Genomic DNA, 23366 nt, shown 5'->3' with positions numbered 1-23366 from the left:
GAATGCATGTCTATGTGATCAATCTGGCGCGCCGCCCCGACCGCAGGGCGTTCATGCAGGAACAGGCCGATCGGCTGGGGCTGGAGTTCGACTATATCGACGCGGTGGACGCGCAGTCGGCCTCCGAGGATTTCGACGAGATCGAAGTCCGCGGCGGTCCCCATGGCCGCATCTCAAAGGGCGATCTCGCCTGCACGCTCAGTCACCGCAAGTTCTGGCGGCTCTTCCTCGAGAGCGGGGCGCCCCATGCCGTCGTGCTCGAGGACGACGCGATCCTCTCCGACGATTGCGGGCAGTTCTTCGCTGACGGCAGCTGGATCCCGCCGGGCGCCGATGTGGTGAAGCTCGAGCGCTACGGCCGGCTCCGCCCGATGTTCATGGATCGCGACCCCCTGCCGGCTCACGGCCGGCGCGTCGGCCGCTTCTACGGCAAGTGCGCCGGGACCGCCGGCTATGTCGTCTCGGTCGCCGGCGCCCGCATGCTGCTCGCCGCCACCGCCTCCGTGGATGATCCGATCGACCAGATGATGTTCAATCCCGGCCGCTCGAAGCTGTTCGACCGCCTCGCGCCGTACATCCTGGAGCCCGCCATCTGCGAGCAGGAGCAGGTCGCCGTCCCCTCCGATATCCGCGGCAAGCGCCAGTCGAGCCGCAGCGGTCTGCAGGGGGCGATCAACGAACTGCGCGCCGTCCCGCGCCAGCTCGCCCACGCGCTGAGCCTCATCCCGCCGCTACTGCAGGGCCGGATCGAGCGGCGCGTGCTGCGCTTCCGCCGTTAGCGGAACGCCAGCAGCTTCACCGCCAGCGCGACCGAGATCACCACCACCAGCGGCCGGATCAGTTTCGCGCCGAAGCGGATGCCGGTGAGCGCCCCGAGATAGCCGCCGGCGATCTGCCCGATGATCATCACTGCCGCCACCGGCCACACCACGTTCCCCGACGGGATGAACAGCGCCAGCGCCCCGATGTTCGAGGTGAGGTTCAGCACCTTGGTATGCCCCGCCGCCCGTGTCACGCCGAGCCCGAACAGCGTCACGAAGCCGAGCGTCAGGAACGATCCGGTGCCGGGCCCGAGGATGCCGTCATAGAAGCCGATCGCGAACCCCATCAGCGGCACGAAGACCGCGACGCTGAGCCGGGCGTGGCTATCCTCGTCGGTGAGCTTTGGAGCAAAGGCGAAATAGAGCGCGACGGCAATCAGCGCCACAGGCACGGCGTATTGCAGCACGGTCGTGTCGACCGATTTGACTGCCAGCGCCCCGAGGAACGAGCCGATGAACGTCAGCGGGATCGCCAGCGCCAGCAGTTGCAGCGACACGAACCCCTTGCGCCAGTAGGTGAAGGCGGCGATTGCCGTCCCTACCACCGATTGCAGCTTGTTGGTGCCGAACGCCGTGACCGGCGGGATACCCACAGACAGCAGCACTGGCAGCGCGATCAGCCCGCCGCCACCAGCAATGGCGTCGACAAAACCGGCAAGCAGCCCGACGAAGCCGAGCGCGACGAGGATCGTCAGGTCGAAGGTCACAGCAGGGTGGAGATCCCTGGCGGCACGCCACCCATGATCGACAGCAGTGCCTCGAGCTGCGCCTTGCGGAGCGGCGTCCAGTCGGCGGTGCGCGAGACGATCAGGTTCGCCTCGGACTTCATGATCAGCCCGTCTTCCAGCACCCGCAGCTGGTTCGCGGCGAGCGTCGAGCCGGTCGAGGTGATGTCGACGATCAGGTCGGCGGAACCTGCGGCAGGAGCAGACTCAGTCGCGCCGGCGCTTTCGACGATGCGGTATTCGGCAATGCCGTATTTGGCAAAATGCCGCCGCGTCAGGTTCACGTACTTCGTCGCCACCCGCAGCCAGCGGCCATGGCGCGAGCGGAAGTCCGACGCGACGTCCGCGAGGTCGGTCATCTGCTGCACGTCGATCCAGCTGTCGGGGATCGCCACCACCACATTGGCCTCGCCGAACCCCAGCCCACGCACGAACAGCACGTTCTCTTCGCCGTTCTCGCTGGCCTCGTGGATCAGGTCCGAACCGGTCACGCCGATATCGACGCCGCCGAGGATCAGCTCTCGCGCAATCTCGGCCGCCGGGTAGAATCGCACCGTCACCTGCGGCTGGTTCTTGATCGAGCCGACATAGGAGCGCGCGCCGCCGGGGCGGGCGATGTTCATCCGCGCCGTCGAGAACGCCTTGCGGGTCAGCTCTTCGAGTCGGCCCTTGCTGGGAATGGCGAGCGTCAGGCCGCCGGGCAAAGTGCTCATTGTTCGGCCTCCCTCTCCAGCCGGTCGACCCACAGCGCACAGCCCGATGCCTTCACCGGCTCGCCCGCGCCCAGCCGCTCCAGCATGCGATCGTATTCGCCGCCCGACGCCAGCACCTCGCCGTCTGTCCCGGTCATCTCGAACACGATGCCGGTGTAGTAGTCGAGTCGCGGCGAGAAGCTCGCGTCGAAGATCACGTCGGCGTTCGGCGACAGCGCTGCGAGAGCCGCAGCGTGGTTACGTACCTGGTACAGCGGCTCGTCGAAATCGAACCCGGCTTCCTTGCACATCTCCGAAATCCGCTCGAACGCGGTCTCGGTGCTCTCGGCCACCGACAGGTAGTTCTGCAGTAGCGCCACGGTCTCGGGCGGGATCGGCGCCGATTCCAGCGCCTGCTTTTCGAGATAGCGGTCGGCGATTTCTTCCGGTGTGCGGCTGCCGATGAGGCTCAGTCCGCCCGACAGCATCGCATCGGTCACGATCTCGATCACCGTGTCGCGGCTGTCCGGAGCAGGTGCCTCGACCCGCTGCTCGGGGTTGGCCAGCCGGTCCATCAGCCGCTCCAGCGCCTCGGGGTGGCCGAAGCGGTGGCGGATGCGGCTCCGCCACGCGGTGGGGATCTGCGCCGCTTCGAGGAACGCCTCGAACAGCCCGACGCCGCCCAGCCGCACATTCGGCGCGGTGATGTCGTAGATCGCCAGCGCCCACCGCGCGAAGGTCAGCACCTGGTCGAGCGCGTTGTCGGCGTCGGCCTGGCCCAAGAGTTCCAGCCCCGCCTGCTCGAACTCCACCGGGGTCGAGTTGTACTGGCGGAAGATCGGCCCGAGATAGGTATAGGCCGAGGGCGCGCCCAGCAGCCCGTCCTCGAGATATTGCTGCGCGATCGGCAGGGTGAAATCCGGCCTGAGGCAGTACTCGACGCCGTTATTGGTGGTGGTGAGCAAGAGGTTCCGGCCGAACTCCTCGCCCGCGAGGTCGAAATATGGCCCCGCCGGCAGCAGCAGCGCCGGGGTGGCGCGCGTCACGGTGCGCGACTCGACCAGCCGCACCAGCGCTGCGTATCTCTCCGACGCTGTCTTCACTTATTGGCTTCCAGGTAAGCGGCGACAGCGGGCAGCGCCGAAATCTTGGCGACGATGTCCTCGTCCTTGCATTCGAACTGGCCCGGCCGCTCGGCCTTCCACTCGGCATTGTCGGAAATGGCTTTCGCCGCTTCCTTGCCGGCAATCAGGTCCTTGATCTGCACGATACCCTGCTCACGCTCCTGCGTGCCCTCGATGATCACCGCGGGCGCGTTGCGCTTGTCGGCATAGGCGACCTGCTTGCCGAAATTCTTGGTGTTGCCCATGAACATCTCAGCCCGGATCCCCGCCCGGCGCAGCCGCGAGGTGATCTCCTGGTAGCGCGCCGTCTGCTCGCGATCCATCACCAGCACCACGACAGGCCCGACCGGCTCGGCGGCACTGAGATTGCCGGTGAGCTTCAGCGCATGAGCGAGGCGGGAAACGCCGATCGAGCAGCCCGTCGCAGGGACGGGCTCGCTGCGGAAGCGCGAGACGAGGCCGTCATAGCGACCACCGCTGCCCACGGCGCCGAAGATCACTTCCTGGCCCTTCTCGTTGGTCACCGGGAAGGTGAGCACAACTTCGAAGACCGGGCCCGTATAGTATTCGAGACCGCGCACGATGGAGGGATCGATCTCGATCCGATCCTGACCATAGCCAGCGGCTCGGAACAGTGCCTCCATCACCCGCAGTTCGCCGACGCCTTCATTCTCTTCGGGCGCCTTGCCCGCAATGAAATCGAGCACAACCTGCTGCTGGGCGGCCGACAGTCCGGCGCCTTTGGTGAAATCGCCGCTCTCGTCCTTGCGGCCTTCGCCGAGCAATAGCCTGACCCCGTCGGTGCCGAACTTGTCGAGCTTGTCGATGGCGCGCAGCACCGCGAGCTTCTGCTCGTACTCGTGCACGTCGGCGCTCTCGAGCACGCCGTCCAGCACCTTGCGATTGTTGACCTTGACGACGTACTTCCCCGTCAGGCCCAGCGCGTCCATGACATCGGCGAGCATCATGCACATCTCGGCATCGGCCTCGGGCCCTGCCGCGCCGACAGTATCCGCATCGAACTGCATGAACTGGCGGAATCGCCCCGGCCCCGGCTTCTCGTTGCGGAACACATATCCCGCCCGATAGCTGCGATAGGGCTTGGCGAGCTTGTCGAAATTCTCGGCAAAGTGCCGGGCCAGCGGCGCCGTCAGATCGTAGCGGAGGCTCATCCACTGTTCGTCGTCGTCCTGCAGGCTGAACACGCCCGCATTCGGCCGGTCGGTGTCAGGCAGGAATTTGCCGAGCGTGTCGGTATATTCGAGCAGCGGCGTCTCCACCGGATCGAACCCATAGCGCTCGTACACCGCGCGAATCTTCGCAGTCATGGCGTTGACGGCGGAAATATCGACCGGCAAACGGTCCTCGAAGCCGCGCGGCAGCCGCGGCGCGATGAGCTTCTTCTTGTCGGTCATGGTGTTTGCTGTTCGGAGCCCGGAATCTGAGGCTGGTTCCTAACGGAAAGCCCCCGTCGACTCAAGGAACGGACCTGTGTCTTTCCGGCAACAGTAACATCCGTGGTGCGGCAGGCTGTCGCATCGGGGGTTGGCATTGGTTTCGAGTCGGCGTACCAACCGCGTCGTTCAACGCCAACCAAAGAGGAGGCGACGCATGATTCATTCGATGTTCGTCTCCGGTCCTGGCGTTCTCCCAGCTGGTTGCTATCGCGCCTAATTCGCGCCGACCCCTCCCCGGGGTCCTTCCCACCAGCTCTTTCTAGCCTCGACTGAACGTCAGCAACCGGCATCGCCATTCGGCGTCTTCGCGCGTCCGGATTCCGTCGCCACCACCATTGTCTCTCAACCAGAGGACCGGGCCGCATTGCGCCCGGATGAGATCATGACTCTCGAACTCCAGACTCGTGCTCCGGCACGTACGCACCGCGCTCCGGCGCACACCCATGTCGGCGTCGCCGGCGCGCTGGTTTCAGCTGCCGTCACGATGCTTGCCAACGCCCAGTTGGCCCGCGCGGCGAGACGCTACAAGTCTCGCGGCTCGCCACCTGTGCCAAGCCATCTCCGTCGCGATCTCGGGCTGATGCCCGAGGTGATGGAGCCGAAAAGCCACTGGGACTACCGATAAGCGATCGGCTGCGGACTTGGGGTTCGCAGCCAACCGCTCCGGCCGTCCCTCTGCTTTCACCAGAGGACCGGGCTTCGGCCCGGACGAGCCAAATGGTTCTCATTGTCAGGGACCGCGCCACTGCGCGCATCCTCTCCACGCCCGGGCTTGACCTCGGGCAACTCGGCCTCGTCGGGCGCCTGCGTCTGTTCATCGCCCGGCGTCGTGCCGATGCGATGCTCCGGCGCCTGCTGAAGCCCCGCAGCGTCGGCCGCATCGCAGACCTGCCGCCCTATCTGCGCAAGGACATCGGGCTGCCGCCCGACGTCCGGCTGTAACGGGCAACGACTGGGGGCCGGCGCGAGCCGACCCCAACAGACAGATTGATCATTTCAGGGAGCCGGCGCGGAGCGCGTCCGGATACGCAAATGTTTTTACTCAAATTCCCCGGCGGCCAACGCCGGAACGCCGCAGTCGACCAACCGCTTCCGCCCCGCGAGCGGCGAAACGACGACATGCCACTGCTCGGCAACATCACCGGCCTCGAACTCATGGCCCTGTTCCTGAGCCGCCAACAGCAAAACCGCTATTGAGGGAGCCGGCGCTACCACGCCGGACGATACCAATGTTCTTCCCACGCAAACCCGGCCTCCGCCGCAACGCGCAAAAGCCCCGGGAATCTGCCAACCATGATGGCGAGCTGAGGCCCAAGTTCAACCTGAGCAAGCTCGAACTCACGGCCCTGCTGCTGATGAGGTAGCGAACGCCGGTTCGGGCCGACCCCCACCCCTAACCCTCCCCCTCAACAGGGGGAGGGAGACGAGAGCACCGGCACCAGTGTGAGGGTCTCCCTCCCCATTCTTAGGGGGAGGGCAGGGGGTGGGGGTCGGCCCGAACCAGCCCTGGTGACTGGAGCGACGCAGCCCCCTACTTCGGCCGCTTCAGTGCCGTCCGCTCTGCCGCCGCCTCGGCCCGGCAGAAGCACCCATCCACGTGATCGTTCACCAGCCCCATCGCCTGCATGAACGCATAGCTCGTCGTCGGCCCCACGAACGAGAACCCGCGCTTCCGCAGATCTTTGCTCATCGCCTTCGACGCCTCGGTCTCCGCCGGAATGCTCCCGGCAACGATCGGCCCCTTCACCGGCTCCGGCTCGAACCGCCAGACATAGGCCGCGAGCGAGCCGAACTCGCGCTGGATCTCCAGCGTCCGCTTGGCATTGTTGATGGTCGAGGCAATCTTGCCCCGATGCCGGATGATGCCGGCATCCCCGAGCAGCCTTTCGATGTCGGCCTCCCCCATCGCCGCCACCTTCTCGATGTCGAAGCCATGGAATGCCGCGCGGAAGTTCTCGCGCTTCCTGAGGATGGTGATCCAGGCCAGCCCCGACTGGAATCCCTCGAGGCAGAGCTTCTCGAACAGCCGCGTATCGTCCGTCACCGGCCGCCCCCATTCGCGGTCGTGATAGTGCTGGTAGAGCGGGTCGCTCCCGGCCCAGCCGCAGCGGCTCACCTCGGTCGGCGTTGACATGGTTAACTCCCGGTAAATAGATGTGGCCATCGGCGAATCGGCTGGGGGGCCACGCCAATGATCCTGCCGCAAGACCTCAAGGCGCTCGTCATCGACGACAATGCGTATGCGCGCGCCGCCGTTGCCGCAACCCTGCGCAAGCTCGGCCTCGTCGCTATCGATGAACTCGCCGGCGCCGCCCCGGCCGTGGGCGCTATCCAGGCAACGCGCTACGATATCGTGTTCATGGATTGGTACATGCCGGAAATGAATGGCGCGGCGCTGCTCGAGGTCATCCGCGATCCGCGCTTTTCCGCCAACGGGCAGGTGCCTGTGGTGATGATCACCGCCTATCCCAACCGCGAGACCATCGCCCGCGCCCGGGAACTGGGCGCCAGCGAAGTCCTCACCAAACCCTTCAGCCTGGCCCACGCCGCCGCCGCGCTTGGGCGCTTGTTGCCCGACGGCTGGCAAATCCCGGAAGAGCCGGATGCGGGGCGGATACTGCTGTAGGGCAGGGCGCGCGCCATGAAGTCAAGGTTACCCTTGACCATCCATAACCGACACGTTATAGAACATTCAGGTTATGAAAAGTGGAGCCCCCCATCATGTCGACGCCCGTGAACGTCACCCACCCGACCGACCGCGCCGTCACCGTCACGCGCAGCTTCGATGCTCCGGCCGATCTGGTGTTCGCCTGCCACACGCAGCCCCAACTGGTGCAGAAATGGATGATCGGCTCGCCCGGCTGGAGCATGCCGGTCTGCGAGATCGACCTCAAGGTCGGCGGCACCTACCGCTACATCTGGCGCAACGATACCGATGCCTCCGAATTCGGCTTCACCGGTCGCTACCGCGAGATCGTCGTGCCCGGGCGCCTCGTCCACACCGAGAGCATGATCGGCCAGCCGGGTGAGGCGCTGGTCACCACCACGTTCCAGCAAACCGGCAACCGCACCACCCTCAGCATCACCATGAGCTTCGAGTCGCGAACCATGCGCGACCAGGTCCTCGCGACCGGCATGACCGACGGCATGGCGTTGAGCTACGACCAGCTCGATGAGCTGTTGGCCGAGAAGGTGGCGTAGGCACTAAGGCCGAACAGGTAGCAACAGCCACCGGTTCGCCTTCTCCCCTTGCGGGAGAAGGTGGCGCGTAGCGCCGGATGAGGGGTTCCCGCGACACGACGTGTCGTGAGACCGGAGCGCAGCGACGGGCTGCGAGTACGCGGAGAGATACCCCTCATCCGCCCTTCGGGCACCTTCTCCCGCAAGGGGAGAAGGCGAACGGGTGGTTGCCCACGGTCTCATAGTCACCGCAGCATCTAAGTACGCCTCCGTCCCGCCAACCCTCCCTTAACCATCCCGCTTCACTGGCCATTCGGCATTCTCGTCAATACTTCGCCGCGCTCGATCTGCCTCGGGCGTTGCATTCGTAACGAAGAGTATGTGCCATGCTGCGTTCGTCCCGGGCGGTGCTCGCCGCCGCTGCCTGCCTCGTTTCCTTCTCGCTGTTCGCCGATGCGGCCCACGCCGCGCAGGGCTTCTTCATGTTCGATCCGCCGCCCGGCATGTCGCTGAGCGATGGCAAGCCGCGCCACGGGCTGCAGCTGAAGAGCAACAAGGTCCGCCTCGCGCCGCAGTTCCGCCGCCAGGTCGTTGCCTACAAATCCAACCAGAAAGCCGGCACTATCATCGTCAATACCGGCGAGAAGCACCTCTATCTGGTGCTCGGCAACGGCAAGGCGCTGCGCTACGGGATCGGCACGGCCAAGTCTGGCTTCGAGTGGAGCGGCACGCACCGCGTTTCCAACAAGCGCGAATGGCCAGGCTGGACCCCGCCCGCCGAGATGAAGAAGCGTCGCCCCGAGCTGCCCGACTACATGCCCGGCGGCATCAACAACCCGCTCGGCGCCCGCGCCATCTATATCGGCTCGACGCTCTACCGCATCCACGGCACCAACGAGCCCTGGACCATCGGCCAGGACGTGTCCTCGGGCTGCATCCGCATGATCAATGATGATGTCGAGGACCTATACGCCCGAGTCAAAATTGGCGCGAAGGTGATTGTTCTTTAGTTAGGATTTTCAGCGACACTGACGCCGGAATTCTGGGGGTTTTCCGGCGCCATGCGCGGCATTTTCAAGCTTCTGAACCGGTTCCGCGCCGATGAGCGCGGCGTTTTCGCCGTTATCTTCGGCCTCATGGCTATTGTTCTCGTCGCCATGGCAGGCGCCGTGGTGGATTACACCTCGCTGGAAGCGGCCCGCGCCAAGGCGCAGATCGCGTTCGATTCCGCGGCTCTCGGACTTGCCCCGAAGATCCATGACGACACCGAAGAGGAGCTTCGTGTACAGGCGCAGGACCTGGTCGTCGAACGTCTGAACGATAGCAGCCTGACCGCTACTGTCGATGTCGCCGACGCCACCACCGCTACCGGCACCCTGGAGCTCAGGGGTACGCTTACCGTCCCCATGGCCTTCGTCCAGTTGGTCGGCATTTCCAGCATGACCACCAGCATCAAGTCCGAGGCGACGCGTGGCTCGATCAATCTCGAAGTCGCGGTGGCGCTCGACACCACCGGTTCGATGGGCACGACCGGTATTACTCAGTTGCAGACCGCGCTGGCGACGCTGATCCCGCTCGTGGTCAAGGACGTGCAGACGCCGACATACTCCAAGATGGCGCTGGTTCCCTTTTCCACCGCAGTCAGCGTCGGCACCGCCTATGCGGTTGAGGCGCGGGGCAGCATCATCGGCTCAACCGCCGTCACGGCAGCGGACTGGAAAAATGGCGCGTCGAAGTCGATCACTGGCATCACCAGGGCCAATCCGGGCGTCGTCACGACCTCCGTCGACCATGGCTTCTCAAGCGGTGACTACGTCTACATTTCCGGCGTCGTCGGCATGACGCAGGTCAACGGCAAAATATACAAAGTCGTCCCGGTCACCGGGCAGACAAAGAAGTTTTCCTTGCAGAATGTGTCTGGAGGAAACGTAAACACCAGTGGTGGCTCATACTCGAACTACACCAGCGGCGGCACCGTACAACGGTGCCACAACGCCACGTGCGACATCGCGGTAACGTCGGCAGCCCACGGGCACGCGACGAATGACTATGTCGTATTCACTGGTGTCGGTGGAATGACGCAGTTGAATTTCAACAAGTCGACAAATTCGCGAATTTTCCAGGTGACGAAGCTGACGAACGACATGTTCATCATCAACAGCTCGCCACTCGGGGTTTGGGGCGGCACCACGTTCAGCGCCTATGCGTCGGGCGGCGCGTCCTTCTGCATGAAGTATGGCTGCTCGTACTACCGGCTGGGCTCAAGCCGAACCTATGTGCCCACGGCCAGTTGTGTCACCGAGCGCAGCACGAACAGCTTCATTGATACGGCGCCGAGCACGACGGCGCTCGCGATCCACTACACCGATACGGGTACCTGTGGCAGCGCCGCCAAAATGCAGCCGCTGACCTCCGACAAGAGCAAGCTGACGGCCTACACTGTGGCCAATGCGCTCCTGCCGAGTGGCGCGACTGCGGGACAGATCGGCAGCGCCTGGGCCTGGTACCTGGTTTCCCCAAATTTCGCCGAACTCTTCGATGATCCGGCGGCAACGGTGGGTGGAGATTTCGAGTCGAGGCCTGCCTCTTACGATGAGCCCAACACGCTCAAGATCGTCATCATCATGACCGACGGCATCTACAATACTGAGTATTGCAAGGGTGTGAACCCCAGCTACTCCGGTTGCAGTGCACCGAACGGGACCACCGGCATCATGGCGGGGCCCATGGGGCAGGCGGAGGACCTCTGCCACAACATGAAGGAGGAGAACGTCGTGGTTTACACCGTCGGCTTCAACCTCCCCGAGACGGGTGATGAGGTGGACATGCTCACCGCTTGCGCTAGCGATCCCTCCAAGGCCTACAGCGCGGACGGGGGCGATGAACTGAATGAAGCCTTCCGGAAGATCGGCGAGAACATCTCCGACCTTCGCCTGTCGCAGTAGCGTTCAGCCCTGCAGCACGAACCGCTTGCCGCCTGGGAAGGCGGCGAGCGCGGCGCGCTGCTCGGCCTCGGTCAGGCCTTCGAAGCTGACGACCATCGGCAGTTCCGGCGCGGTGATCGGGGCGATCGGGTTGGTGGGGCGCAGGCGCACGTCGTTCGAGGCGGCCAACCAGAGCTTGGCCCTGCGGCTGGCAGCCGGTGAGGTCAGTCTAAGGTGGCGGCGTTCCATCTCGAATACTCCGTCGACGCGTGGCACTTCAGTAACGTCCAGATAGTAGGGCAGGTTGCGGCGGTTCCGGGTCATTTTGCGGTCAAATCCGCGTCAGTTCGAACTTCTGGCAGAGCGCGCCCTTGCAGCCGTTGATGGTAATGGTGTTGCCGTCGACCAGCGTCAGCGTGCCCTTCACCACTTCGCCCATATACTCAGCGCTGCCGCGCCACTTGTTCTCGAGCGCCCGCTTGGCGCCCTTCAATACATACGAGTTGAGATAGCTGAGGTTCTCGGCGGTGCGCGCATCGTCGCGCAGCCACACGAGCCTCGCGCACACCTCGGTGCCGTCGCCGCACAACGTCACCTCGAAGCGCGACTCGCCGGTAACCGTCTGCCAGGTGCCCGCCGGCGACTGCGCAGCAAAGGCCGGCGCGATCGACAGCGCGGCAGCCACGATGGCGGTAGCGAAGAACTTAAGCGTGTTGGACATGCGGAGCCCTGGGCGACATGGTGAATGGAGTGTTGCACCCTGTTTGCCGCCCGGCGCTTGAACCTGCCTCCAACGCGCCGTTCAGAACCGGTTCATCGCCGGGGCAATCCCGAGGCCGATCTGTGACCGCACGAGGGCCATTCGCTCCTCGATCGGCCCCGGCGGCACCCGCACCAGCTCGAACCCGAACCGCTCGTACGCCGCGACATGGAACCGCTCGAACCGCCGCGAATCCTCCAAACTGATCCGCCGCGCCTCCGTCCTGGTGATGAACCCGAGCAGCTCGACGAACAGCACCCGCCGCTCGAACTGCCCCGCAGCGACCATCGAGCCTATTGATTCGACGAGCATTTCCGGCACCGGATGACCCAGGTATTCCGCCAGCGCCAGCGTGCAGATCAGCGACCGGTCCGATACCCGCACCGCCCCAACCGCTGGCCTCGCCGCCCGTTGCAGCTGCAGCCGCGCGATCTGCTCGATGAACGCCGGCCCCTTCCAGGCCTCGCCCTCGCCGCGACCGTGTTCCAACGCGATCACATCGGTTGCGGCCTCCTCGACCACATCGATCCCATCGACCTCAAGTGCCCGTAGAATAACGGTTTTTCCGGCGCCAGGGGCACCGGTCAGGATGAATTCGCGGGCCATCGCCACGCTCCATGTCAGAGCCACGCCAGACCCGGATGGGTCAGCGTTCGGTCAGTTCGGTGGGGGAATTTTGCTTGGTGCCGGAGCCAGTGCGGGAGTGGTACCGCCTCCCCGGATCGAACGGGGGACCTCTAGATCCACAATCTAGCGCTCTAACCAACTGAGCTAAGGCGGCCCGGCAAGCGCGGCGGACCATAGTTTCACTTCTTGCCGCTGGCAAGCGCCGATTTGGCCCTGTTTTCACTGCCTGTTGACGGAGCCCGGCTTAACCATCGGGACCGAATGCCAGCCCCTTATGTCCGGGCGATATAGACCCCGTCAAAGCCCCGGGATATTTAGAGAAGATTAAATTCCGAGTTCGCTTTGTGTCGAATTGGCACGAGGCAGGAAAAGAGTAATGCGTGCGCGCTGAGTGGATCAAATCGCCGACGGCCCGGCTGGTGCTGCTGCACTGGGCTGATGCGCGCCCCGCCTGGCTGTGGTCGCAGGACGGCGAAACCCTGCTCTGGCGCAACGAGGCAGCACGCTACTTCCACGGCAAGATCAAGAAGCACGGGCTGAAACTCGCGCCCGAAGCCGTGCCGATCAAGGGCCAGATCGCCCGGCTCATCCGCCTTGGCTCGATGGGCCGCGCGAGCCTCAGCCGCATCCAGTTCCTCGCCGGTGAGCGCCCGATCTCCACCACCTGCACCTGCACCCCGCTCGAACTGGAGAGCGGCGACACGGGCCTCCTCATCGTCGGCGTCGATCCGATCGAACCCGAACTGCTCGAGGCGAACGACTCGATGCAGGTCGACGCGCTGACCACGGGCCTCTTGCCTCCTGGCGCGGAATTCCTGCTGATCAGCGAAGACAGCCAGATCACCGGCGGCAGCCGCCACGCGCTGGAGCATTTCGGCCCGATCATCGAGAGCGAGGGCCTGCCGCACGAGGCCGAGAGCGCCGATGTCGAACTGGCCGGCGAAGCGCTGCAGCTGACGCGCTTCAAGGCCAGCCCGCATGACGCCATGCTGCTGCTGTTCGAGCACTCTGCCGATGCGGCGCCTGCCCGAGCCATCGCCGACGTCCGGGCGGAGGAGGGCGTTATCGATCGCGAGGACGCGCCTGCCGCGCCACCCGCCATCGAGCCCGAATCCGAGCCGCTGCTGCCCCTGGGCCTGCCGCCGGCCGAACATGCCGACGACGAGCCGGTGGTCGCCGAGGAAGACAATTGGGTCGAGCCGATTCCCGCGGCCCCCGAAGCACCGGGCACGCTCGCCTCGCTGTTCGACCGCCTGGCGGACGACAGCGGCCTCTATACCGCCCTCAACCCTGCCGACGATCACTTCGAGGGTCCGCCGCCGGAGCCGGTCGAAGCGCCACTGGTTCCCGAGCCGATCGTGGAACCTGAGCCTGTCGAGCCCGAACCGGTTGCCGCGCCCGCGGAGCCCGTCGCAGAGCCTATTGAGGCTGTCGCCGAAGCGGTCGAGCCGGAGCCCGTCGCCGAGGCACCCAAGCCTGTCGAAGCCCTCGAGGCCGATGTCATCGGCGCGCTGATCGATTTCGCCGACGACGATGAAGACGAGCCGGAGCCGGTCGAGGCCACCGTCTGGCGCGTCATCGGCCGTGGCTTCGCCGCGTTGACGCCAGATCTCCCGGCCGAGGAAGAGCCGGTCGAGCACGCGCCGATCCCGGACGCCGAGACCGTCGAGCGCGTCTCGCGCTACAATTTCGACGAGCTGAGCCGCATCCTCACCGATCGCGTCAGTGCCCAGTCGCCGGCGCAGCCCGAGGAGACGGCGCCGCCGACGGCCGCCAACGATGGCGCGCTGATCAATCTCACCGGCGAGACCTTCATCCTCAACCGGCTGCCGCTCGGCATCCTGGTGTTCCGCGATCAGCAGGTGCTGTTCGCCAACCGTGCGCTCACCGATCTCACGGGTTACGAGTCGATCGAGAGCCTGCGGGCCGCCGGCCTCACCGCCATCTTCCCATCAGAGGACAGCGCCGTGTCGGGCCCGGTGACGCAGCTGGTACGCCGCGACGGCTCACTGGCCACCGTCAATGCGCGGTTGCAGTCGATCACCTGGCATGGCCGCCCGGCGCTGATGCTGTCGGCCGGCGTCGCCGAGAACCGTATCGGCCACGAAGCCGCCGTCCGCACCTTCGCCGAACTCGCCGCCGAAACCACCGATGACGGCTTCCTCGCCGCCGACCGGTCCGGCATGGTCACCTCGGTGTCGCTCAACGGCCGCATCGTCATCGGCCATATCGAGGAAGATATCGTCGGCAAGCCGCTCGCCAGCTTCGTCGAACCATCCGAACTCGGCGAGCTGAAGCGTTTCCTCGAGCGTCCGGCCCGTTTCGCCGAGACGTCGCGCCCGGCGATCGTGCTGACCGGCTCGGTGCCCAACACCCGCATCACGCTCTTCGCCGAAGGCCAGGCGGGGATCGTCGCCGGCTACTACGCCTTCCTCAGGAAGACCGTGACCTGGGCCGCGCCGACCCCCGTCACCCCGCCGGTGCCCGACGAGGTCGAACCCTCGATGCTCACCCGCATCAGCCGTGGCGTGCGCCGGCCGCTCAACACCGTCATCGGCTTTGCCGACCTGATCCGCTCGGCCGCGTTCGGCTCGATCGAGAACCAGCGCTATCTGGAATACGCGCAGGACATCAAGACCGCCGGGCAGGAGATCGCCACCCTCTTCGACGAACTCGATGACTATGCCCGGCTGCGCGAAGGCCGCTATCCGGCGACCGCCACCGATATCGATCTCGCAGCGCTGCTCGAAAGCTGCCTGATGCGCGTCCGCGGCCAGGCCGGCGAGGCGCGTGTCCTGGTGCGGAGCGCCGTCTCCGAAAGCCTGCCGCGCATTTCCGCCGACACCGCCTCGCTCACCCAGGCCATCCTCAACCTCTTGGCCAGCGCCATCGACCAGACCCCCATTGGCGGCTCGGTCATCCTGTCGGCGCAGCGCGAGGACGATGGCGCGGTGATCGTCAACGTTCGCGATGGCGGCGAGGCCCGCCGCGACCTCGGAGAGCGCTTCGTGGTGTTCCGCGACGGCATCGGCAAGGATGGCGAAACCCTCCAGCCGGTGCGTTCCAGCGTCGGCCTGGCGCTCACCCGCTCGCTGCTGGCGGTCAACGCCCTGTCGCTCTCCGTCGATCCGGCGGTCGGCGTCGGCACCATGTTCTCGCTGCTGATCCCGGCGGATCTGGTTCGCGAGGCCGGGGCGTGAAGCGGGAGATCCAGCTTCTTGGCGCTATCGCGATCCGCCCCGCCATCCTGGCGCTGATACCCGAGTTCGAAGCTGCCACCGGACTGACGGTCGCGGCGAAGTGGGAGCTCAATCCGGTGGTCAAGAAGCAGATCGAAGCCGGGGAACCCTTCGATCTCGTCATCATCAATCCGAACCTGGTTCAGGATCTGGCCGACCTCGGGAAGGTCGAAGCGGGAAGCCAGGCCGCATTTGGTCGAATAGCCATGGGCCTCGCAGCCAAAGCGGGCAGCCAGCCGCTCGATATTGGGTCGGTGGACGCATTCGCACAGGCGTTGAAGAACGCCCGATCAATCGCCTACGCCAGCGAAGGAACCAGCGGGGCATACTTCTCCGCCTTGCTGGAGCGCCTGGGGTTAGCGGACGAGGTGAAGCCCAAGCTGGTGGCCACAGAGGGCGGGCACACCGCGACTGCCGTAGCGCGGGGCGAGGCCGAGTTTGCGGTTGTTCCCGTGACGTCGATCCTCGCTGCCGCTCCCGAGGTCGTGCTTGTCGGTCGGTTTCCCTCGCAATTCCAAAGCTACATCGACTTCGCCATTGGCATCAGCGCCAAGGCAGGGGATGCAAGCGCTGCGCAGCTGCTGTCGAAATTCCTGTTGTCGCCGGCATCGGACGATGTCCTCGCGGCTGCCGGTCTCGAGCGTCGTTAGCCGTTCACGATCCGGTTTGTTGACTTCCCCGGTCAGAAAAAGCAAAACGCGCCCGAGCGGGAGCTCCCGCGATCGGGATTTGACGATGACTTTGATTTCGCGTTTCGGCACCGCACTCATTCTCACGCTGGCGGCCGGGCCCGCTCTCGCGCAGAGCGGCGAGGTCAATGTCTACAGCTACCGCGAGCCGGGCCTGATCCAGCCGCTACTCGACAAGTTCACCGCCGAAACCGGCATCAAGACCAACGTGCTGTTCGCCGGCGACGGGCTGCTCGAGCGCGTCCAGGCCGAGGGCGAGCTGTCGCCCGCCGACGTGGTGCTCACCGTCGACATCGGCAACCTCGCCAACGCCAAGGATTTCGGCATCACCCAGGCGATCCCGGCCGAGGCGCAGGCCCGTGTCCCCGCCGCCTACCAGGATCCGGATGGCCAGTGGATCGCCTTGTCGCTCCGCGCCCGCGTCTTCTATGCCAGCAAGGATCGTGTCCCCGAGACGGCGCTGACCTACGAGGATATCGCCAAGCCCGAGTGGAAAGGGCGCCTCTGCACCCGCTCTGGCCAGCACGTCTACAATATCGGGCTGATCGCCACCCGCATCTCGCACTGGGGCGTCGACAAGACCCGCGACTGGCTCACCAAGGTGCGCGACAACCTCAATGGCCCGGTCTCCGGCGCCGACCGCGATCAGGTGAAGAAGATCCTCGATGGCAGCTGCGACCTCGCTATCGGCAACACCTATTACATGGGCCTGATGCTCAACAACGACGCCGAGCCCGAGCAGAAGACCTGGGCCGCCGCCGCCCGCATCATCTACCCCGATCCCGATGGCGACGGCACGCAGGTGAACGTCTCGGGCGCAGTGATCGCCAAGTACGCGCCCAACCAGGCCAACGCCCAGAAGCTGGTCGAATTCCTGCTGTCGGACGAAGCCCAGCACCTCTATGCCAGCGGCAACTACGAATTCCCCGTGGTCGCCGGCGTCGCCCCGTCCGATCTCGTCGCGAGCTGGGGCGAACTCAAGGCCGACAAGACCCCGCTCACCGAGATCGCCGCCCACCGCAAGGAAGCCAGCGCCCTCGTCGACGAACTCCGCTTCGACGAAGGCCCGCAGAACTAGCGCGGACACGTTGCCGCAGCGACCCACGCCGCCGGCAACCCCGAAACCGGCGGCTCTGCTGGCGACTCCAGCGCCGCCCTGGAACCGTTCTAAAAGACGGTCACAAACCGGCAACAATCCGCCGCGTCGGATTGTTGACTTTACGTGTCAGAATTTGTGTTTGCCCCTGTCACCGGCGCCTCACGGGCGCCGATCACAGGAGATTCTGATGACCATGACGATGCGACTGTCGGCTGCGCTGCTTGGCGCCGCGATGATTGCCGGCACCGCCGCGCCGAGCTTTGCCCAGAGCGGCGAAGTCAATATCTACAGCTACCGCGAGCCCGGTCTGATCCAGCCGCTGCTCGACAAATTCTCCACCGCCACCGGCGTCAAGGCCACCGTGCTCTACGCCGGTGACGGCCTGCTCGAGCGCGTTGCCGCCGAAGGCGAACTGTCGCCCGTCGACGTCGTGCTTACTGTCGATATCGGCAACCTGGTCGGCGCAAAGGCGCAAGGCCTGACGCAGCCCATCACCACGCCCGCGCTGACCGAGCGCCTGTCGCCGGAGTTCCGCGACGCCGACGGCCACTGGGCCGCGCTGTCGCTGCGCGCCCGTGTCTTCTACGTCAGCAAGGACCGCGTCGATGCCACCGCGCTGACCTACGAGGACATCGCCAAGCCCGAGTGGAAGGGGCGCCTGTGCACCCGTCCGGGCGACCACGCCTACAATATCGGCCTCGTCGCCAACCGCATCGCCGCCTGGGGCGAGGACAAGACCCGAATTTGGCTGACCGCCGTGCGTGACAACATGTCGGCTCCGCCGGCCGGCAACGACCGCGCTCAGGTCAAGGCCATCCTTGAGGGTTCGTGCGATCTCGCCATCGCCAACACCTACTACATGGGCCTGATGCTCACCAACGACGCCGAGCCCGAGCAGAAGGACTGGGCCGCCTCCGCCCGCATCGTCTATCCCGACGCCGAGACCGACGGCACCCAGGTGAACGCCGCCGGCGCCTTTATCGCCAAATACGCGCCGAACGCCGACAACGCCAACAAGCTGATCGAATTCCTGCTCTCCGACGAGGCGCAGCAGCTTTACGCCGATGCCAACTACGAGTATCCGGCGGTCACGAGCGTCAAGCCGGCTGAACTGACCCAGAGCTGGGGCACACTCAAGCCCTCGAAGGTCTCTCTCACCGCCACTGCCGATTTCCGCGACGAAGCGGCGGCGCTGGTCGATGAGCTGAAATTCAACGAAGGTGCGCAGAACTAACCAGAGGCGGAGGCTGAGCATCAGCCGAACGACTGCAGCACCGATGAGATCCGGAACCGGCGAGGGCAAGCTCCCGCCGGTTTCGGCCATTGTGCTGCTGGCCCTGATGGGCCTGCCGATCCTCTGGCTGGCCATCGCCGCGCTCGACACCACCGGCGCGGGCGGCCTCGCCGCCGCCATGCTGCCGACGGCCTTGCGCGAAACCGCGACGCTGATGGCCTGGGTCGGCGCCATTACCGGCGTCCTCGGCCTCGTCTCGGCTTGGCTGGTGACGCATTTCGATTTCCCCGGCCGCCGCATCTTCGAGTGGGCGCTGGTGCTGCCGCTGGCCATCCCGACCTATCTGGCGGCTTATTCCTACGTCGAGTTCCTCGATTTCACCGGCCCGATCCAGCAGGCTTTGCGTGCCGTCATCGGCGGCGAAACCATCAAGGATTACTGGTTCCCGCAGATCAAGAGCCCCACGGGCGCCGCTTTCGTCCTCTCGATGGTGCTCTACCCTTATGTCTATGCCTCCTGCCGCGCCTTCTTCGTCATGCAGTCGGGGTCCATCTCCGCCGCCGCGCGCACCCTGGGAGCAGGGGGCTTTCGCGCCTTCTTCTCCGTCACCCTGCCGCTGAGCCGCCCGGCCCTCGTCGTCGGCATCACCCTCGCCATGATGGAGGTGGTGAACGACCTCGGCGCCGTGCAGTATTTCGGCGTCAACAGCCTCACCGCGGTGATCTACTCCACCTGGATCAACCGCTCGAACTTCGGCGGCGCCGCACAACTGGCGGTGATGATCGTCCTGATCATCGGCCTCCTGATCCTCCTCGAGCAGTGGGCCCGCCGCGACCGCGTCTATGCGCTGCATCGCGACAGCCGCGTTGCCCCGCCGCGCGAACAGCTGGTCGGCACGGAGCGCGCCCTCGCCATCGGCTTCTGCACCATCCTGCTGCTGCTCGGCTTCGGCGTGCCGGTGGGCGAGCTGCTGGTGCTCGCACTGCGCAATCTCGGCCCCGACGCCTTCGGCCTCACCGTCAACGCCGGCGTCACCACCATCACCCTCGCCGCGCTGGGCGCGCTGATCACCGTCATCATCGGCCTCACCGCCGCCCGTATCGGCAAGTCGCGCGCCGCCCACGGCATCATCCGCATCGCCACCCTCGGCTACGCCATCCCGGGCACCGTCCTGGCGCTGGGCCTGCTGCAGCCGCTCGGCCAGGCCGACCTGTGGTTCAACCGCCTGACCATGGCGCTGGCCGATTGGCGCCCCGGCCTGATCCTCTCCGGCTCCATCGCCGCGCTGCTCTATGTCTACGCCATCCGTTTCCTCGCGGTGTCGCACTCCACCATCGATGCAGCGATGAAGAAGCGCGGCGACACCATGCTCGATGCCGGTCGCGTGCTCGGCGTCACCGGCTGGCGACTGTTGTTGCGCGTCGATCTGCCGACCCTGTCGCCCGCTCTGCTGACGGCGGCGACGCTGGTCTTCGTCGAGATCGTCAAGGAACTGCCGGCGACGCTGTTGCTGCGTCCGCTCGGCGTCGAAACACTGGCGACTGTGGTCTACGCCCGCGCCAATGTCAGCCTATTCACCGAAGCGGCGCTTCCGGCGCTGACGATCGTCTTGGTGGGTCTGGTGCCCGTCATTCTTTCCACCCGCTTCAGCGATCGGCGCTGACGCGATACATTGGAAATTAACCTCTCATTGACTAAGCATTAGCCGGTTGGGTCTTTCCTTCATTTGATCGGTTCTTGGGGCGCCGGGGCATGAGAGATTTCGTCCTCACGCGGCTCGCGGTTTTCGTCGGGGCAGTTGTCGGTGCGGCCGTCGTGCTGTTCCTGCTCCTCGACGTCTTGCCGGACGCGGGTGGCGTCGATCGTCCCGTCTGGGCGCGGTTCCTCGGCCTCTTCATCGGTGACACCGGCGCCGGCCCTAACGGCTTCGGCGAACGCCTTGCAGTGACTTTGCCGCTGGTGCTGCTGGCGCTGCTGGTCACCGGGGCATTCGGCATTGGGCTCGGCCTCGCCGCCGGCCGCTATCGCGGTACGCTCGTCGATCGCCTGGTGCGCGCGCTGTCGGCCGTCCTCACGCTCGTGCCGCCATTCTGGCTCGGCATGTTGCTGGCGCTGGTCTTCGCTGGCCTGCTCCGCCTGCTGCCCGCCAGCGGTTTCGTGCCCTGGGGCAACAACATCTCCGGCGCACTCGCCTCGCTGCTGCTGCCGGCCCTCGCGCTCGGCCTGCCCTATGCCGGCCAGCTGGCGCTGCGTGTCCGCCGCGATCTCGCTGATACGCCGCCCGCCGATATCCTCCGCCTCCGCGCCAGTGGCGTTCCCGAGCGGCAGGCCACCTGGCAGATCGGGCTCGCCCGAGCGCTGCCCGAGTTCCCGGAAATCCTCGGCCGCACCTTTGGCGCGCTGCTGATCGGCGCGGCGCTGGTCGAGAGTGTGTTCTACCTGCCGGGTCTCGGCCGCCAGATCCTCGGCGCCGCCGAGCAGCACGACCTCGCGCTGCTGCGTGGCGCGCTGTTCCTGCTGATCCTCGTCGCCGCCTTCGGCATGCTGCTGTTCGCTTTGCTGCGCGTGCTCGTCGATCCCGCACTTCGTCCGGCGGTGCGGCAATGACCGCCGAAGCTGCACCCGCTGCGCGCCGCGGCGTCAATCTGAGCGTCGTCCTCGGTGGGGCGCTGGCGGTAGTCATCGCGATCCTCGCGCTGGTCTCCCTCGCCTGGACCCCGCACGGCTCGGCCTTGTTGACACCACTCGCCGAGCCCGATGCGGTGCACTGGATCGGCACCGACGCCGCCGGCCGCGACGGCGCATCCGTCCTCATGGCCGCAACGCTCGCAACGCTCCTGCTCGCCTGGTTCGCCACCCTCGTCAGCCTGCTCGTCGGCGTGCCCATCGGCGCCGCACTGGCGCTGTTGCGCGGCCCCGCCACCTTCATCGCCCATGCCATCGCCATGCTGCCGCCCGCCCTCTTGATCGGCATGGTGTTCGCCGGCCTGGCCGCCCCCGCCAACCTCACCATTTTCCTCGCTATCGCCCTACCGGGGGTCGTCGTCGCGGCGGCCATCACGCGCGAGGTGCTGGCCCCGCTGTGGCAGCGTGATTTCGTCGCCGCGGCGCGCCTCGCCGGCCTGCGCCCACTGGCGGCGGCACAGCGCCACGTGCTGCCGCGCCTGCTGCCGCAACTCGGTGCCCTAGGCTTCGAACTGCTGGCGGTAGCCATTCTCATCGAGGTCAGCCTGTCCTTCGCCGGCCTCGGCGTGCTGCCGCCCGGCGTCAGCCTCGGGCTGATGCTGCGCGACGCCCAGCAGTTCATGATGGTCCGTCCCTTGCTGATGATCGTGCCGGGCGCGGTCGCCGTCGTCACGGCGCTGGCGCTGATGCTGGCGGCCAGCGGTTTGCGGGGAGCGCGCCATGGCGCTGCTGCTTGAGCTCGCCGGCCTCGCCATCACCGTAGCCGGCCGGCGCCCACTTGCCGGCATCGACCTCGCTCTCGACGACGGCGCCGTACTTGCCATCGTCGGCCGCGCTGGCAGCGGCAAGACCCTGCTTGCACTTGCGATCGCTGGCCTGCTTCCCTCGGGCGCAGTCGTCGAGGGCACCGGCTTGCCGGCTGCTCACACCGCCCTCATCGGCCCCGATGCGGACGCCGCCGAGCTCACCCGCCAACTCGATCACCACCCGCGGCTGCTCGTCTGCGACGAGCCGGGCAGGGCGCTCACTCCTGCCGGTCAGCGCGAATTGCTGACCGCACTGCTCACCGCCAACCGCGATCGCGGCATCGCCCTGCTGATCCTCACCCGCGATTTCCGCCTGCCACTCGCCATGGAGCTCGAGGCCGCCATCCTGAGCGACGGCAAGCTCATCGAGCGCGCCCCGGCTGCTGCCCTGCAGGAGCATCCCCAGCACGCCGCAACGCGCGAGCTGATCGGCGCCGGCAAACCCCGTACCCGCACCATGGCGCGTCCGCCGATCGGCGAGCCGCTGCTCGAACTACACGGCGTCAGCAGGCGCTTTTCCGATCCGGCCTCGCGCCTGTGGAACCGCAAGCCGCCGCGCACCGCCCTCGACAACATTACCTTGTCGGTCCGTCGCGGCGAGGCCGTCGGCCTGCTCGGCGGCGCCGGCGCCGGCAAGTCGGTGCTGCTGCAGTTGGTTGCGGGGCTCGGGCGCGCCAGCTCCGGCCAGCTGGGGTTCGATCGGGTGCCATATCGCGGCAGCGATCTCGCCCACGAGGCCCGCGCCCGTATCAGCTTCATGTTCCCCGACCCGCACGCCGCCTTCAATCCGGACCTGCCGGTCGGCCTGTCGCTCACCGAGCCATTGCGGGTCGAAGAGCAATTGCTGATCGACGAGCAGGCCGATCGGCTGGTCGAGGCGGTGCGTGTTGTCGGCGTTGCGCCCGATGTGCTCGACCGCCTGCCGGGTCAGTTCACCGCCATGGAACTGCAGCGCCTGGCTCTGGCGCGTGCTCTGGTCAGCCGCCCGAGCCTGATCGTCCTCGACGAGCCGACCGCCCGTCTCGATCCGGTCGAGCAGGCCGAGTTCCTGGTGCTGTTCAACCGTGTCCGCTCGGACTACGGCCTCACGGTGCTCTGCGGCAGCCGTGATTTCGACGTGCTGCGCCTCATCGCCGACCGCATCCTGGTGCTCGAGGCCGGTCACATCGTCGAAGGAGGCAAGCCCGCCGAGCTGGCCGAAGCCGCGGAGCATGCCGCGACGCAGGCGTTGCTCGCCGCCCGGTATCCCCTGCCGCTGCCGCCGGCGCCAGTACCCGAGCCGCCGCCGGCAGCCCCTGAGCCCC

Annotated in this window: 23 protein-coding genes, 1 tRNA gene and 1 pseudogene; 16 read left to right on the top strand and 9 right to left on the bottom strand. The window is 66.3% G+C overall.

The genetic code is table 11. The features are described from left to right. Positions 1 to 2 precede the first annotated feature (2 nt). Positions 3 to 779, top strand: coding sequence for a glycosyltransferase family 25 protein (locus AC1DV8_RS17365; protein WP_477150515.1), 777 nt, complete (start codon positions 3 to 5; stop codon positions 777 to 779). Here AC1DV8_RS17365 and AC1DV8_RS17360 read toward each other — a convergent pair. The 4 genes from AC1DV8_RS17360 to hisS are packed head-to-tail and all read right to left on the bottom strand — an operon-like array spanning position 776 to position 4777. Next, complete coding sequence (locus tag AC1DV8_RS17360; protein ID WP_477150516.1) at positions 776 to 1528, bottom strand: TSUP family transporter; 753 nt, start codon at positions 1526 to 1528, stop codon at positions 776 to 778. The two genes, AC1DV8_RS17365 and AC1DV8_RS17360, sit on opposite strands and share 4 nt — an antisense overlap. Next, positions 1525 to 2259, bottom strand: a complete 735-nt coding sequence (hisG, locus tag AC1DV8_RS17355; RefSeq protein ID WP_055884785.1) for an ATP phosphoribosyltransferase — start codon at positions 2257 to 2259, stop codon at positions 1525 to 1527. The genes AC1DV8_RS17360 and hisG overlap by 4 nt, the downstream gene beginning before the upstream one ends. Next, positions 2256 to 3341 carry an ATP phosphoribosyltransferase regulatory subunit gene (locus AC1DV8_RS17350; RefSeq protein WP_477158303.1) on the bottom strand — a complete coding sequence of 362 codons (1086 nt, stop codon included), beginning with the start codon at positions 3339 to 3341 and terminating at the stop codon, positions 2256 to 2258. Before AC1DV8_RS17350 ends, hisG begins: the two co-directional genes overlap by 4 nt. Continuing rightward, a complete protein-coding gene (hisS, locus tag AC1DV8_RS17345) occupies positions 3338 to 4777 on the bottom strand; it encodes a histidine--tRNA ligase (RefSeq protein ID WP_477158302.1) in 1440 nt (479 codons plus the stop codon). The genes AC1DV8_RS17350 and hisS overlap by 4 nt, the downstream gene beginning before the upstream one ends. A gap of 424 nt (positions 4778 to 5201) precedes the next feature. Between hisS and AC1DV8_RS17340 the strand changes: the two genes are divergently transcribed. The 3 genes from AC1DV8_RS17340 to AC1DV8_RS17330 all read left to right on the top strand — a co-directional run bounded on the left by AC1DV8_RS17340 (position 5202) and on the right by AC1DV8_RS17330 (position 6016). Beyond that, the gene (locus AC1DV8_RS17340; RefSeq protein ID WP_477158301.1) at positions 5202 to 5444 is read left to right on the top strand and encodes a hypothetical protein; all 243 of its coding nucleotides are present in this window, start codon (positions 5202 to 5204) and stop codon (positions 5442 to 5444) included. Positions 5445 to 5536: 92 nt separating this feature from the next. Further along, positions 5537 to 5761, top strand: coding sequence for a hypothetical protein (locus AC1DV8_RS17335; RefSeq protein ID WP_477158300.1), 225 nt, complete (start codon positions 5537 to 5539; stop codon positions 5759 to 5761). Between the two features lie 90 nt (positions 5762 to 5851). After that, positions 5852 to 6016, top strand: coding sequence for a hypothetical protein (locus AC1DV8_RS17330; protein WP_477158299.1), 165 nt, complete (start codon positions 5852 to 5854; stop codon positions 6014 to 6016). Positions 6017 to 6350: 334 nt separating this feature from the next. Here the strand turns inward: AC1DV8_RS17330 and AC1DV8_RS17325 are convergent, their stop codons facing one another. Further along, the gene (locus AC1DV8_RS17325; RefSeq protein ID WP_477150521.1) at positions 6351 to 6953 is read right to left on the bottom strand and encodes a DNA-3-methyladenine glycosylase I; all 603 of its coding nucleotides are present in this window, start codon (positions 6951 to 6953) and stop codon (positions 6351 to 6353) included. Positions 6954 to 7010: 57 nt separating this feature from the next. Here AC1DV8_RS17325 and AC1DV8_RS17320 point away from each other — a divergent pair, with 57 nt between their 5' ends. The 4 genes from AC1DV8_RS17320 (at position 7011) to AC1DV8_RS17305 (ending at position 10944) form a co-directional block, all read left to right on the top strand. Further along, entirely contained in the window at positions 7011 to 7445 is a 435-nt protein-coding gene (locus tag AC1DV8_RS17320; protein WP_477158298.1) for a response regulator, read from the top strand. A 95-nt stretch (positions 7446 to 7540) separates the two neighbouring features. Then, on the top strand, positions 7541 to 8020 hold the full coding sequence (locus AC1DV8_RS17315) for an SRPBCC family protein (RefSeq protein WP_477158297.1): 480 nt from the start codon (positions 7541 to 7543) through the stop codon (positions 8018 to 8020). 365 nt (positions 8021 to 8385) lie between these two features. Further along, positions 8386 to 9009, top strand: coding sequence for a L,D-transpeptidase (locus AC1DV8_RS17310; protein WP_477158296.1), 624 nt, complete (start codon positions 8386 to 8388; stop codon positions 9007 to 9009). A gap of 51 nt (positions 9010 to 9060) precedes the next feature. Next, positions 9061 to 10944, top strand: coding sequence for a ubiquitin-activating E1 FCCH domain-containing protein (locus AC1DV8_RS17305; protein WP_477158295.1), 1884 nt, complete (start codon positions 9061 to 9063; stop codon positions 10942 to 10944). A gap of 3 nt (positions 10945 to 10947) precedes the next feature. On the opposite strand, the gene AC1DV8_RS17300 is transcribed toward AC1DV8_RS17305, so the two are convergent. From AC1DV8_RS17300 to AC1DV8_RS17285, 4 genes are all read right to left on the bottom strand, one after another. Then, a complete protein-coding gene (locus AC1DV8_RS17300; RefSeq protein ID WP_477158294.1) occupies positions 10948 to 11247 on the bottom strand; it encodes a hypothetical protein in 300 nt (99 codons plus the stop codon). Positions 11248 to 11254: 7 nt separating this feature from the next. Next, positions 11255 to 11644 carry a DUF2147 domain-containing protein gene (locus AC1DV8_RS17295; RefSeq protein ID WP_477150527.1) on the bottom strand — a complete coding sequence of 130 codons (390 nt, stop codon included), beginning with the start codon at positions 11642 to 11644 and terminating at the stop codon, positions 11255 to 11257. A gap of 81 nt (positions 11645 to 11725) precedes the next feature. Next, positions 11726 to 12289, bottom strand: a complete 564-nt coding sequence (locus AC1DV8_RS17290; RefSeq protein WP_477158352.1) for an AAA family ATPase — start codon at positions 12287 to 12289, stop codon at positions 11726 to 11728. A 98-nt stretch (positions 12290 to 12387) separates the two neighbouring features. After that, a tRNA-His gene (locus AC1DV8_RS17285) sits at positions 12388 to 12464 on the bottom strand. A 226-nt stretch (positions 12465 to 12690) separates the two neighbouring features. Here AC1DV8_RS17285 and AC1DV8_RS17280 point away from each other — a divergent pair. From AC1DV8_RS17280 to AC1DV8_RS17245, 8 genes and pseudogenes are all read left to right on the top strand, one after another. Continuing rightward, the gene (locus AC1DV8_RS17280) at positions 12691 to 15510 is read left to right on the top strand and encodes a sensor histidine kinase (protein WP_477158293.1); all 2820 of its coding nucleotides are present in this window, start codon (positions 12691 to 12693) and stop codon (positions 15508 to 15510) included. Then, positions 15507 to 16199: a molybdate ABC transporter substrate-binding protein gene (modA, locus tag AC1DV8_RS17275; RefSeq protein ID WP_477158292.1), complete on the top strand. Its 693-nt coding sequence runs from the start codon at positions 15507 to 15509 to the stop codon at positions 16197 to 16199. The genes AC1DV8_RS17280 and modA overlap by 4 nt, the downstream gene beginning before the upstream one ends. Before the next feature lie 85 nt (positions 16200 to 16284). Further along, positions 16285 to 17316, top strand: coding sequence for an extracellular solute-binding protein (locus AC1DV8_RS17270; protein WP_477158291.1), 1032 nt, complete (start codon positions 16285 to 16287; stop codon positions 17314 to 17316). 208 nt (positions 17317 to 17524) lie between these two features. Next, complete coding sequence (locus tag AC1DV8_RS17265; protein WP_477158290.1) at positions 17525 to 18571, top strand: extracellular solute-binding protein; 1047 nt, start codon at positions 17525 to 17527, stop codon at positions 18569 to 18571. A gap of 43 nt (positions 18572 to 18614) precedes the next feature. Continuing rightward, a complete protein-coding gene (locus tag AC1DV8_RS17260) occupies positions 18615 to 20234 on the top strand; it encodes an ABC transporter permease (protein WP_477150532.1) in 1620 nt (539 codons plus the stop codon). An 89-nt stretch (positions 20235 to 20323) separates the two neighbouring features. Further along, complete coding sequence (locus AC1DV8_RS17255; RefSeq protein ID WP_477150533.1) at positions 20324 to 21178, top strand: ABC transporter permease subunit; 855 nt, start codon at positions 20324 to 20326, stop codon at positions 21176 to 21178. Further along, a complete protein-coding gene (locus AC1DV8_RS17250) occupies positions 21175 to 21993 on the top strand; it encodes an ABC transporter permease (protein ID WP_477150534.1) in 819 nt (272 codons plus the stop codon). Before AC1DV8_RS17255 ends, AC1DV8_RS17250 begins: the two co-directional genes overlap by 4 nt. Beyond that, positions 21977 to 23068: pseudogene (locus tag AC1DV8_RS17245) on the top strand (ATP-binding cassette domain-containing protein); the annotation flags it as partial. The gene AC1DV8_RS17250 and the pseudogene AC1DV8_RS17245, both read left to right, overlap by 17 nt. Between the last annotated feature and the right edge of the window lie 298 nt (positions 23069 to 23366).

The organism is Devosia sp. P3_B2 (assembly GCF_056402875.1).
This window is presented reverse-complemented; position numbering and strand designations above follow the sequence as displayed.

Bases quoted from the DNA above. Each gene is read 5' to 3' on its own strand.
- AC1DV8_RS17365 (WP_477150515.1), top strand. From the start codon at position 3: ATGCATGTCTATGTGATCAATCTGGCGCGCCGCCCCGACCGCAGGGCG.
- hisG (WP_055884785.1), bottom strand. From the start codon at position 2,259: ATGAGCACTTTGCCCGGCGGCCTGACGCTCGCCATTCCCAGCAAGGGC.
- hisS (WP_477158302.1), bottom strand. From the start codon at position 4,777: ATGACCGACAAGAAGAAGCTCATCGCGCCGCGGCTGCCGCGCGGCTTC.
- AC1DV8_RS17340 (WP_477158301.1), top strand. From the start codon at position 5,202: ATGACTCTCGAACTCCAGACTCGTGCTCCGGCACGTACGCACCGCGCT.
- AC1DV8_RS17335 (WP_477158300.1), top strand. From the start codon at position 5,537: ATGGTTCTCATTGTCAGGGACCGCGCCACTGCGCGCATCCTCTCCACG.
- AC1DV8_RS17330 (WP_477158299.1), top strand. From the start codon at position 5,852: ATGTTTTTACTCAAATTCCCCGGCGGCCAACGCCGGAACGCCGCAGTC.
- AC1DV8_RS17325 (WP_477150521.1), bottom strand. From the start codon at position 6,953: ATGTCAACGCCGACCGAGGTGAGCCGCTGCGGCTGGGCCGGGAGCGAC.
- AC1DV8_RS17320 (WP_477158298.1), top strand. From the start codon at position 7,011: ATGATCCTGCCGCAAGACCTCAAGGCGCTCGTCATCGACGACAATGCG.
- AC1DV8_RS17315 (WP_477158297.1), top strand. From the start codon at position 7,541: ATGTCGACGCCCGTGAACGTCACCCACCCGACCGACCGCGCCGTCACC.
- AC1DV8_RS17310 (WP_477158296.1), top strand. From the start codon at position 8,386: ATGCTGCGTTCGTCCCGGGCGGTGCTCGCCGCCGCTGCCTGCCTCGTT.
- AC1DV8_RS17305 (WP_477158295.1), top strand. From the start codon at position 9,061: ATGCGCGGCATTTTCAAGCTTCTGAACCGGTTCCGCGCCGATGAGCGC.
- AC1DV8_RS17300 (WP_477158294.1), bottom strand. From the start codon at position 11,247: ATGACCCGGAACCGCCGCAACCTGCCCTACTATCTGGACGTTACTGAA.
- AC1DV8_RS17295 (WP_477150527.1), bottom strand. From the start codon at position 11,644: ATGTCCAACACGCTTAAGTTCTTCGCTACCGCCATCGTGGCTGCCGCG.
- AC1DV8_RS17290 (WP_477158352.1), bottom strand. From the start codon at position 12,289: ATGGCCCGCGAATTCATCCTGACCGGTGCCCCTGGCGCCGGAAAAACC.
- AC1DV8_RS17270 (WP_477158291.1), top strand. From the start codon at position 16,285: ATGACTTTGATTTCGCGTTTCGGCACCGCACTCATTCTCACGCTGGCG.
- AC1DV8_RS17265 (WP_477158290.1), top strand. From the start codon at position 17,525: ATGACCATGACGATGCGACTGTCGGCTGCGCTGCTTGGCGCCGCGATG.
- AC1DV8_RS17260 (WP_477150532.1), top strand. From the start codon at position 18,615: ATGAGATCCGGAACCGGCGAGGGCAAGCTCCCGCCGGTTTCGGCCATT.
- AC1DV8_RS17255 (WP_477150533.1), top strand. From the start codon at position 20,324: ATGAGAGATTTCGTCCTCACGCGGCTCGCGGTTTTCGTCGGGGCAGTT.
- AC1DV8_RS17250 (WP_477150534.1), top strand. From the start codon at position 21,175: ATGACCGCCGAAGCTGCACCCGCTGCGCGCCGCGGCGTCAATCTGAGC.